The following is a 9,551-nucleotide window of genomic DNA, read 5'->3' as shown; positions in this document are numbered from 1 at the left end:
GTGGACACCAGGTTCCAGAAGTTCCACCCGAGGTCCGGGGCGTAGGTGTAGATGCGCCGCGGCATGCCGATGAGGCCGAGGTAGTGCATGGGGAAGAAGGTCACGTTGAACCCGATCAGCATGAGCCAGAAGTGCAGCATCCCCAGGCGCTCGTCGAGCAGCCGGCCGGTGAGCTTGGGCCACCAGTAGTACGCGCCCGAGAAGAGCCCGAAGATGGACCCGCCGAAGAGCACGTAGTGGAAGTGGGCGACCACGAAGTAGGTGTCCGTCTGCTGGAGATCCACCGGGGGCGAGGCGTGCATGACGCCGGAGAGGCCCCCCATGACGAACATGGCGATGAAGCCGAGGGAGAAGTAGAGCGCCGCGGTGAACCGGATGGCGCCGGCCCAGAGCGTGCCGATCCAGTTGAAGATCTTCACCCCCGTGGGGACGGCGATGAGCATGGTGGCGATGGAGAAGGCCGAGTCCGCCACCGGCCCCATGCCCACCGAGAACATGTGGTGGCTCCAGACGCCGAAGCCGAAGAAGCCGATCATGATCCCGGAGTAGATCACCACGGGGGCCCCGAAGAGCGGCTTCCGGGCGAAGGTCGGGAGCACCTCGGAGACGATGCCCATGGCCGGCAGGATCAGGATGTAGACCTCCGGGTGCCCGAAGAGCCAGAAGAGGTGCTGCCAGAGCAGGGGGTCCCCGCCGGCCGCCGGCGCGTAGAAGAGGGTCCCGAAGAACCGGTCGAACATGAGGAGGATGAGGGCCACGGTGATGGCCGGGAAGGCCAGGACCACCAGGAACTGCACGACGAGGCTCATCCAGACGAACACGGGCATCCGCATGAGGGTCATGCCCGGCGCCCGCATGTTGACGATGGTCACGATGAAGTTGAAGCCCGCCATGAGGGAGGAGACGCCCAGGATCTGCAGCCCCAGCACCCAGAAGTCGATGCTCTGGCCGGGAGAGAACTGCTTCGAGGTGAGCGTCACGTAGCCGAACCACCCGCCGTCCGGCGCCGTCCCCACCAGGAAGCTCGCGTGCAGGAAGAGGGCGCCGGAAAGGAAGACCCAGTATGACAGGGCGTTGAGCCGGGGGAAGGCCACGTCCCGTGCGCCGATCATGAGCGGGATCATGTAGTTGAAGAAGGCGGCGCTCATCGGCATGATCGCCAGGAACACCATCGTCGTGCCGTGCATCGTGAACAGCTCGTTGAACCGCTGTGCCCCCACCAGGGTATTGTCGGGCGCGGCGAGCTGCAGCCGCATGATCAGGGCCTCGATCCCCCCCACCAGGAAGAAGACGAAGGCGCTGGTCCCGTACAGGATGCCGATGCGCTTGTGGTCCACGGTGGTCAGCCAGGACCAGAGGCCGCGGGGGGCCGCCAGGGCCTCGGCGGGCATGAAGGCCGCATGTATCGCCATGGGGCTCCTCTACTTGAGGCTCAGAAGGTACGCGGTCAGGGCCTGGGACTGCTCGCCCTTGAGGCCCAGGTCGGGCATGAGCGCCCCCGGCTTCATGTGGCCGGGGTTCTCGATCCACTTGACGAGGTTCTCGGGCGTGCTCGGCATCATGCCGCCCGCGAAGGTCTTGCGGCTGCCGAAGTGCGTGAGGTTCGGCCCCAGCGCGCCGGTGGAGGTTCCGGCGATGGTGTGGCAGCCCACGCAGGCGGACTGGCCGAAGATCTCCTTGCCCCTCTGCGCCAGCGCCTCCTTGGGCTCCGCCGCCGGCGCCTGCTGCTGCGCCACCCACCGCTCGAACTCCTCCTTCGAGTGGACGATCACGCGGAAGCGCATGTTGGCATGGGAGGCGCCGCAGTACTCGGCGCACTGCCCGATGTACTCGCCCGGCGTGTCCGGCGCGAGCACGAGGCGGTTGATCCGGCCCGGGATCACGTCGCGCTTGCCGCCGAGCTGGGGAATCCAGAAGGAGTGGATGACGTCCGGCCCGTTGAGGTGGAAGGCGATGGTCTGGCCCACGGGAATGTGGGCCTCGTTCGCGGTGGTGACATTGAGCGCCGGGTAGCGGAATTCCCACCACCACTGCCGGCCGCTGACGTCCACGCGGAGGGCCGTGGCGGCCGGCGCCTCCTGGGTCTTGAAGATCACGCGGATGGTCGGAATGCCGATGATGAGCAGGATCACGGCGAAGGCCACCGTCCACGAGATCTCGAGCGGCGTGTGCCCGTGGATCTGCTTCGGGATCGGCGCCCCGGGCCGCTCGCGGAAACGCCACACGGCGAAGAGCAGCACCCCTTCCACGAGGATGAAGATCCAGAACGTCCACCACCCGATCAGCATGAAGATGCCGTGGGTCATCTTCCCGAAGTCCGACTTGGGGATGACGGTGGTCATCTTCGTGTCCCAGCCGCTCCAGCCGCAGGCGGCGGTCAGCGTCAGGACGGCCAGGAGCAGGATCGCGGTTTCCAGTCGGAAGGGGTTCCGGGGACGCTCGCTCATGGGCTTCCTTGCCGGTGAGGGGTCGAGATGTCGGAGGCCGGACGCTCCGCGTGGACGATGGACGAGGCGAGCGCCGGGCGCCCCACCTCGAACACCGCGATCCAGCTCCGGGCCGCCAGGAAGAGGACAACCATCACGGGGATCAGGGTCCACAGAAGCTCGGTGCGTCGCGCAGATCGCCCGGCGGTGCGGGCCTGTCTGGAGCGAAGGACAAAGACCAGCGCGCCCGCCTGGAATCCGAGAAACACCGTCAGCGCGAGCGCCAGCAGCAGATGCAGTATCGTCGACACGCGATCCTCTTCAAGCTGTCCCGTGACGTTCCGTCGAAGTCTACTGGATTGGTGCAAGAAAACCAAGTGGAATGATTCACATGGCCTGGTCCTAGCTCCTGGGACCCCCTCTCCCTCAAAAGGCCCATTCCATGATCCCCGCGGCCATGTGGGACCGCTCAGCCCGCCAGGCGCAGGAGCGCGCCCAGCAGGACATTGGTGCCCCGCTCGATGGCCTTCCAGTCGCTCGCCTCGTCCGGCCGGTGGCTCCGCCCGCCGCGCGAGGGGATGAAGAGCATGCCGGAGTCCGTGACGGACGCCAGCATCTGCGCGTCGTGTCCCGCGCCGGAGGGCATGCGGCGGTGCTTGAGGCCGAGCTCCGCTGCCGCCTGCTCCACGGCCGCCATCACGCGGGGCGCGCAGCGGACAGGCTCGCTCCGCGAGGCGGGCTCGGTCTTGACCCGGAGCCCTCGCCGCTTCGCGACCTGGCGGGCGAGGGCGGCGCACCCGCGCTCGAGGCGGGCCAGGACCCTCGGGTCGAGCTCGCGCATCTCGTGCAGGAGACGCGCCCTCGCCGGGACGATGTTGGCCACGCCCGGGGCCAGCTCGATCCGCCCGAAGTTGGTCACGCTCATGCCGCTACCCCGCGTCACGACGAGCGTCCGCGCCGCGAGCGCGTACTCGGCGGCGCCGAGGAAGGCGTCCCGCCGCCGCGCCATGGGCGTCGTCCCGGCGTGGTCGGGTTGCCCCGTGAACACGACCCAGCTCCGCCTGATCCCCACGATGCCCTCGACCACGCCGATGGGGATCCGCGCGGCTTCGAGATGTGGCCCCTGCTCGATGTGCAGCTCCAGGTAGGCGTGGAGCATCCGGGGATCGCAGCGGGCCCTGGGGGCCTCCAGCGGGTCGAAGCCCGCCCGCGTCATGGCGTCCACGAGGCTGTCGCCGTCTGCAGACCGGAGGCGGGGGATCTTCCGCGCATCGAGCCGGCCGGCGAAGGCCCGGGAGCCGAAGAGGCCCAGGTAGCGCCCCTCCTCGTCGCTCCAGGCGGCGAGAGTCAGCGGCCGCCGCGTCCGGATGCCGGCCTCACGGATTGTCCGCAGGCACTCCAGCGCGGCCAGGACCCCGAGCGCGCCGTCGAGCGGCCCCCCCTGGGGAACCGTGTCGATGTGCGACCCGGTCATGACCGTCGGCCCCCCCTCGCCACACCGCCCAAAGGTGTTGCCGGCCTCGTCGATCCACGTGGTGAGGCCGGCTTCCTTCATCCGCGCGATGAGCCAGGCGCGGGCCTCCTCGTGGGCGGGGCTCCAGCAGGAGCGGGTGATGCCCTGGCCCTCGGGGCTGCGCCCGAAGGCCGACAGCGCCTCGAGGTGGCTCCGGAGGCGGAGCAGGGAGATCGCAGGCGGCATACAGTGGGAGCGAGTATACGCGACTGGTCAACCCTCGGCACCCGCCTCGTTGACCGGCAAGGTGGCGACTTGACACTGTCTCGCGGCGCCTCGTATGATGGCGCTGAACCGTCGTTCAGTCACAGCCTCAAGGCTCCGAGTCATCTCGCCGAGCAGGAGGGCGTATGGATCTCGCGCTGACCCCCGAGCAACTGTCCTTCCGGGACGAGGTCCGGTCCTGGCTCAAGGCGAACCTTCCCGGGGACTGGGTCGAGAAGGTCCGGGCAGGCTCGGACATTCCGCGCGCGGAGGGCTACGCCTTCCTCAGGTCGTGGCAGCGGAAGCTCTACGACGCGGGCTTCATGGGCCTCACGTGGCCGAAGGCGTACGGGGGCCGCGGGCTCACCTTCATGGAAGAGCTGATCCTCCACGAGGAGATGGCCCTCGTCAAGGCGCCGCCGGTGCTCAACATCCTGGCCATCGGCATGGCCGGGCCCACGATCATCGCCTACGGGACCGAGGAGCAGAAGAAGCGCTATCCGGCGAAGATGCTCTCCTGCGAGGAGATCTGGTGCCAGGGCTACTCGGAACCCAATGCCGGCAGCGACCTGGCGGCGCTCCAGACGCGCGCGGTCAGGGACGGCGAGCACTGGGTCGTGAGCGGCCAGAAGGTCTGGACCTCGGTCGCGCACCTGGCCGACTGGATGATGCTCCTGGCGCGCACGGACCCCGACGCCCCCAGGCACAAGGGGATCACCTACTTCCTGCTGGACATGAAGCTGCCCGGGATCACCGTCAAGCCCCTCCGGCAGATCACCGGGGACCCCGAGTTCAACGAGGTCTACTTCGACAGCGTGCGCGTGCACGAGTCGCAGATCCTCGGCGGCCTCAACAATGGCTGGGCCGTCGGCCTCACCACGCTCATGTACGAGCGGCTGGCGCTCGGCTTCGGGCTCCAGGTGCGCCTGCGCATCGCGCTCGACGGGCTCATCGAGCTGGCCCGCCGCTCGCGCAAGGCCGGCCGGCCGGCCACGGACGACCCGATCCTCCGGCAGAAGATCGCGGACCTCTGGATCCACACGGAAGTGCTCAAGTACACGGGGGCGCGCGCCATCACCCGGCTCGTCAAGGGGGAAGTGCCGGGCCCCGAGGCCTCCACCGGGAAGCTGATGTGGGTGGACACGCATCAGCGTCTCCAGGCGGTGGCCATGGAGATCCAGGGCCCGTACTCGCAGCTCACGCGGGGCAGCCGCTGGAGTGTCGAGAGCGGGCTCTGGCAGTACAGCTTCCTCCGGTCGCTGGCCAATTCCATCGAGGGCGGCACCACCGAGATCCAGAAGAACATCACGGGCGAGCGCGTGCTCGGCCTCCCGAAGGGGTAATGCCATGAACTTCGGATTCAGCGAGGAGCAGGACCTGCTGCGCAGCACGGCACGGAAGTTCCTCGAGAACGAGTGTCCGTCGGAGAAGGTGCGCCGGCTCATGGAGACCCCCGAGGGCATGGAGCCCGCCCTCTGGGCCAGGCTGGCCGAGCAGGGGTGGCTGGGTCTGATCTATCCCGAGGAGTTCGGCGGGATGGGGCTCGGCTTCGTGGACCTGGTGGTCCTCATGGAGGAGATGGGGCGGGCCGTGGTACCCGGTCCCTACTTCTCCACCGTCGTCCTCGGCGGGCTGGCCATCCTGGAGGCGGGCACCGCCGCCCAGAAGAAGGAGTGGCTCCCGAAGATCGCCGAGGGCGAGGCGCGGGCGACGCTCGCGTGGATGGAGCCCAGCGCCATGCTCGGGCCCGAGGGGGTGGCGCTGGCCGCCTCACGGGATGGCGGCCGATTCCTGCTCTCCGGCACCAAGCTCTTCGTGCACGACGCCCATACCGCGGAGGCCATCGTGGTGGCGGCGCGCACCTCGCCGGGGACGCCGGCCGGGGAGGGCATCACCCTCTTCCTGCTCCCCAGGGAAACGCCGGGCCTCGCCGTCACGCTGCTGCCGACCATGGATCAGACGCGCAAGCTCTGCGACGTCACGCTCACGGGCGTGAGCGTCGGCGCGGACGCCGTCATGGGCGAGGTGGGGGGCGGCTGGCAGCCGCTCGCTCGCGTGCTGGACCGGGCCACGGTGGCGCTCTGCGCCGAGATGTGCGGCGGCGCCCAAAAGGTGCTGGAGATGACCGTGGAGTACGCCAAGATCCGGCAGACCTTCGGCCGGCCCATCGGCTCCTACCAGGGTGTCAAGCACAAGGCGGCCGACATGCTGGTGGACGTGGAGAACAGCAAGTCCATCACCTACTACGCGGCCTGGGCCATGGACGAGCGCGTGCCGGAGGGGCCGCTCGGGGTCAGCATGGCCAAGGCGTATGTCTCCGACGCCTACCGGCGGGTGGCGGCCGCGGGCATCCAGCTCCACGGTGGCATCGGTTTCACCTGGGAGCATGACCTGCACCTCTACTTCAAGCGGGCCAAGGGGTCGGAGCTCACGTTCGGAGATGCGACGCACCATCGCGAGCGGGTGGCCCAGCTCGTGAACCTCTGAGATCGGGGGCATGCTCGAGGAGCTCCGGCGCAGGGTGTCGCAATGGGTCGCCCGGGACGCTCCCGAGGCGCCCGCCTTCCCGCTCCTCTTCGCCGATCACGAGGAGATCCGGGACATCGCCCGCCAGATGTCGCGGACCAAGGTCGAGATGGACCGGTCGGTGCTGGCGCTGCGGAGCTGGGCGCGCGAGCTGACGCGGCGTCTCGAGGACTCCCCGGCGCCGCTCGGCCGCACCATCGACCTGCGCACGCTGGGGGAGACGGTGGGGGGCCTGGCCCACAACTTCAACAACTCGCTGGCGGCCATCCTGGCCTACACCGAGCTGCTGCTCAAGGAGGTCCAGGGCGAGACCGCCGTCCGCCGGCTCAAGGTGATCCGGGACGTGGCCGTGGAGGCCTCGGTGTCGGTGCGGCGGTTCCAGGAGTTCGTCTCGCGCGAGCCGCAGGTGGCCTTCGGCCCCGTGGGGCTGCCGGGCGTCGTGGCCGAGGCGCTGGAGATGACGGCCCCGCGCTGGCGCGACGAGGCGGAGCGGAGCGGCGTCGTCATCGCGGTCACCCAGGACCTGCAGGCCATCCCCCCGGTGGAGGGCAATGGCTTCGAGCTCCGGGACGCGCTGGTGCAGCTCATTCTCAACGCGGTCACCGCCATGCCGTACGGCGGCACCCTGGGGGTGCGTGCTGCCAGCGAGGAGTCCGGGTGGGTGGTGCTGGAGGTGAGCGACACGGGGGTGGGGATGCCCGAGGAGATCCGGCGCCGGGTGGCCGACCGCTCGCTCGGCGGGCTTCCGGGCGGGCATCCGGGCCGGGGGCTTGCGGATGTGGCCGACATCGTCGAGCGTCACGGGGGCAGTCTCAGCATCGAGAGCGCTGAGGGCAAGGGAACGACGGTGCGGCTCAGGCTGCACGCGAGCCGCTTCCAGATCATCCCGCCCTCCGAGGCCCTGGTGGAGCCGGTCGGGCCGGGGCAGGCGGCCCGGGTCCTGCTGGTGGACGACGACCAGCGCCTGCTCACGGTGCTGTCGGACATGATGCGCTCCGGTGGGCATGCGGTGACCACGGCGTCCAGCGGCGACGAGGCCCTGGCCATCTTCGATCCCGCCGCTCACGACGTGGTGATCACCGACCTCGGCATGCCGCGCATGACCGGCTGGCTGGTGGCGGAGGGGGTGAAGGCGCGTTCGCCCGAGACCCCCGTTTTTCTCCTCACGGGGTGGGGCGAGGGGGTCACTGCCAGCGAGGCCAGCCGTTTCGTGGACCAGGTGATCGCCAAGCCCATCTCGGCCGATGCGCTCCTGGCGCAGCTGGCCCGGCTGCGCCGGGCGGACGCCGCCTCGTCGTGAGGCGGGCGTGACCCGCCGCGCGGCGCCCGTCGACCCCCGGCCCGCCTCCTCGGTGCTGCTGGTGCGTCCGGGGCAGGCCTGCCCGGTGGAGGCCTACCTGATCCGCCGGCAGAGGAGCATGCGCTTCCTCGGCGGCTTCTATGCCTTCCCCGGGGGCAAGGTGGACGCATTCGACGCAACCCAGTCCGCCTTCGGGCGCTGCCGGGGCCTGGACGCGTCCGAGGCCGCTCGATGCTTCCCGGAGCGCGACGGGGTTCCGCCGCTGGCCTTCTGGGTCACCGCGGCGCGGGAGCTGCTCGAGGAGACGGGGATCCTCGCGGCCACCGACGGCGAGGGGCGGCCCCTTCGCGTCACGGATCCGGGCGTGCTCTCGCGGGTCGAGGAGCTGCGGCGGAGGCTCATGGCCGACGAGACGGCCTTCGCGGCCCTGCTCTCTGGCGAGAGCTGGTATCTCGACCTGGCGCCCTTCCACTACCTCTCGCACTTCATCACGCCTTCCTCGAGCCCCATCCGGTTCACGGCGCGCTTCTTCCTGGCGCCGCTCCCCGCGGGGCAAGCGCCGCGGCTCTTCACCGAGGAGGCCTCCGAGGGCTTCTGGATGGATCCCCGGGAGGGCGTGAAGCGCTACGAGAGCGGTGACATGCCCATGGCCGAGCCGGCGGAGTCGGCGCTGCGCTACCTGTCCGGATTCGAGAGCCTGGGAGCGGTGTGGAGGGCTCACGGAGACCGGCGTCACAAGTTCCACGGCACCTTCGACGCCTATGACCCCCCCGGCGTGTGGGAGCCCCCAGCGCAGCGCCACCCCAGCCGGTAATTCCTTCAGTCCTCGCTCCCGGGCCCCCCTGGTCGGTTGCGGCCGCGTCCTCAGCATTCGCTCTAGAGGAATGAGCCATCTGCCCCATTGTCGGCCTCTTTCTCGCGGCGCATATTCCGGCGCAGGAGCATTCCGATGCCGGAAAAGCCAGACCCGCTCACGTTGCAGCATGCCCTCCTCGGCCTCCTGGCCAGACGCCCGCTCAGCGGCTGGGAAATCCTCAAGCGCTTCGGGCGCTCGGTCGTCTTCTTCTGGAACGCCAAGCGGAGCCAGATCTACGCCGAGCTCAAGCGCATGGAAGGACTCGGCCTCCTGGTATCCCGGGTCACGGTGCAGCAGAGGCGCCCCAACAGCCGCCGCTTCGCCATCACGGCCGCCGGCGAGACGGCGCTGAGGAGCTGGCTCGACCGCCCGACGCCGGTGGCTCCCATCAAGGACGAGATGCTGCTCCGGACGTTCTACGCCGATCTGCTCCCCCCCGAGCGCGCCGTGCTCTACCTCAGGGGTCACGGCGGGGAGCACCGCCGGATCCAGGAAGAGTTCGAGGAGATCAAGGCGGCGCTGGAGGCGCGCTACGGAGCCCTGCCCGAGACCTCCGACGAGGCCCTGGCCTGCGGTTACCTCGTCCTCGAGCAGGGGATCCGCTACGAGCGGATGTACGCGGAGTGGTGCGAGTGGGCCGCGGCACAGCTCCAGCACCGAGGCGCCAGGACGGGCGCGGCGCGGGCGACGGACCCTGCCGACTTCATCATGACCTCCTGAGGGCAG

The 9,551-nt window shown here is 69.6% G+C and carries 9 protein-coding genes; 5 read left to right on the top strand and 4 right to left on the bottom strand.

Annotated elements, in window-relative coordinates; translation table 11 throughout:
* The 4 genes from HYV93_22905 to HYV93_22890 all read right to left on the bottom strand — a co-directional run.
* Nucleotides 1-1,412 (bottom strand): cbb3-type cytochrome c oxidase subunit I (locus HYV93_22905; GenBank protein MBI2528819.1); only part of this gene is annotated, 1,412 nt, incomplete at its 3' end.
* A 9-nt stretch (nucleotides 1,413-1,421) separates the two neighbouring features.
* Nucleotides 1,422-2,447 (bottom strand): cytochrome c oxidase subunit II, encoded by a 1,026-nt coding sequence (coxB, locus tag HYV93_22900; protein ID MBI2528818.1) that lies wholly within the window; start codon nucleotides 2,445-2,447, stop codon nucleotides 1,422-1,424.
* Nucleotides 2,444-2,737, bottom strand: coding sequence for a hypothetical protein (locus tag HYV93_22895; protein MBI2528817.1), 294 nt, complete (start codon nucleotides 2,735-2,737; stop codon nucleotides 2,444-2,446). The genes coxB and HYV93_22895 overlap by 4 nt, the downstream gene beginning before the upstream one ends.
* A 158-nt stretch (nucleotides 2,738-2,895) precedes the next feature.
* The gene (locus HYV93_22890; GenBank protein ID MBI2528816.1) at nucleotides 2,896-4,125 is read right to left on the bottom strand and encodes a Zn-dependent hydrolase; all 1,230 of its coding nucleotides are present in this window, start codon (nucleotides 4,123-4,125) and stop codon (nucleotides 2,896-2,898) included.
* Nucleotides 4,126-4,289: 164 nt separating this feature from the next.
* Here HYV93_22890 and HYV93_22885 point away from each other — a divergent pair, with 164 nt between their 5' ends.
* The 5 genes from HYV93_22885 to HYV93_22865 all read left to right on the top strand — a co-directional run bounded on the left by HYV93_22885 (nucleotide 4,290) and on the right by HYV93_22865 (nucleotide 9,545).
* Nucleotides 4,290-5,486: an acyl-CoA dehydrogenase family protein gene (locus HYV93_22885; protein MBI2528815.1), complete on the top strand. Its 1,197-nt coding sequence runs from the start codon at nucleotides 4,290-4,292 to the stop codon at nucleotides 5,484-5,486.
* Nucleotides 5,487-5,490: 4 nt separating this feature from the next.
* Nucleotides 5,491-6,630 (top strand): acyl-CoA dehydrogenase family protein, encoded by a 1,140-nt coding sequence (locus HYV93_22880; GenBank protein MBI2528814.1) that lies wholly within the window; start codon nucleotides 5,491-5,493, stop codon nucleotides 6,628-6,630.
* Between the two features lie 10 nt (nucleotides 6,631-6,640).
* Nucleotides 6,641-7,969 carry a response regulator gene (locus tag HYV93_22875; protein MBI2528813.1) on the top strand — a complete coding sequence of 443 codons (1,329 nt, stop codon included), beginning with the start codon at nucleotides 6,641-6,643 and terminating at the stop codon, nucleotides 7,967-7,969.
* Nucleotides 7,970-7,976: 7 nt separating this feature from the next.
* A complete protein-coding gene (locus HYV93_22870; protein MBI2528812.1) occupies nucleotides 7,977-8,783 on the top strand; it encodes a hypothetical protein in 807 nt (268 codons plus the stop codon).
* A gap of 135 nt (nucleotides 8,784-8,918) precedes the next feature.
* Entirely contained in the window at nucleotides 8,919-9,545 is a 627-nt protein-coding gene (locus HYV93_22865; protein MBI2528811.1) for a PadR family transcriptional regulator, read from the top strand.
* Nucleotides 9,546-9,551: the final 6 nt, after the last annotated feature.

Source organism: Candidatus Rokuibacteriota bacterium (genome assembly GCA_016188005.1).
Classification (GTDB): Bacteria; Methylomirabilota; Methylomirabilia; order Rokubacteriales; family CSP1-6; genus UBA12499.
This window is presented reverse-complemented; position numbering and strand designations above follow the sequence as displayed.

What these genes read in the sequence shown, in the direction of transcription:
- HYV93_22875 (MBI2528813.1), top strand. Translation starts at nt 6,641, where the DNA reads ATGCTCGAGGAGCTCCGGCGCAGGGTGTCGCAATGGGTCGCCCGGGAC.
- HYV93_22880 (MBI2528814.1), top strand. Translation starts at nt 5,491, where the DNA reads ATGAACTTCGGATTCAGCGAGGAGCAGGACCTGCTGCGCAGCACGGCA.
- HYV93_22890 (MBI2528816.1), bottom strand. Translation starts at nt 4,125, where the DNA reads ATGCCGCCTGCGATCTCCCTGCTCCGCCTCCGGAGCCACCTCGAGGCG.
- coxB (MBI2528818.1), bottom strand. Translation starts at nt 2,447, where the DNA reads ATGAGCGAGCGTCCCCGGAACCCCTTCCGACTGGAAACCGCGATCCTG.
- HYV93_22885 (MBI2528815.1), top strand. Translation starts at nt 4,290, where the DNA reads ATGGATCTCGCGCTGACCCCCGAGCAACTGTCCTTCCGGGACGAGGTC.
- HYV93_22865 (MBI2528811.1), top strand. Translation starts at nt 8,919, where the DNA reads ATGCCGGAAAAGCCAGACCCGCTCACGTTGCAGCATGCCCTCCTCGGC.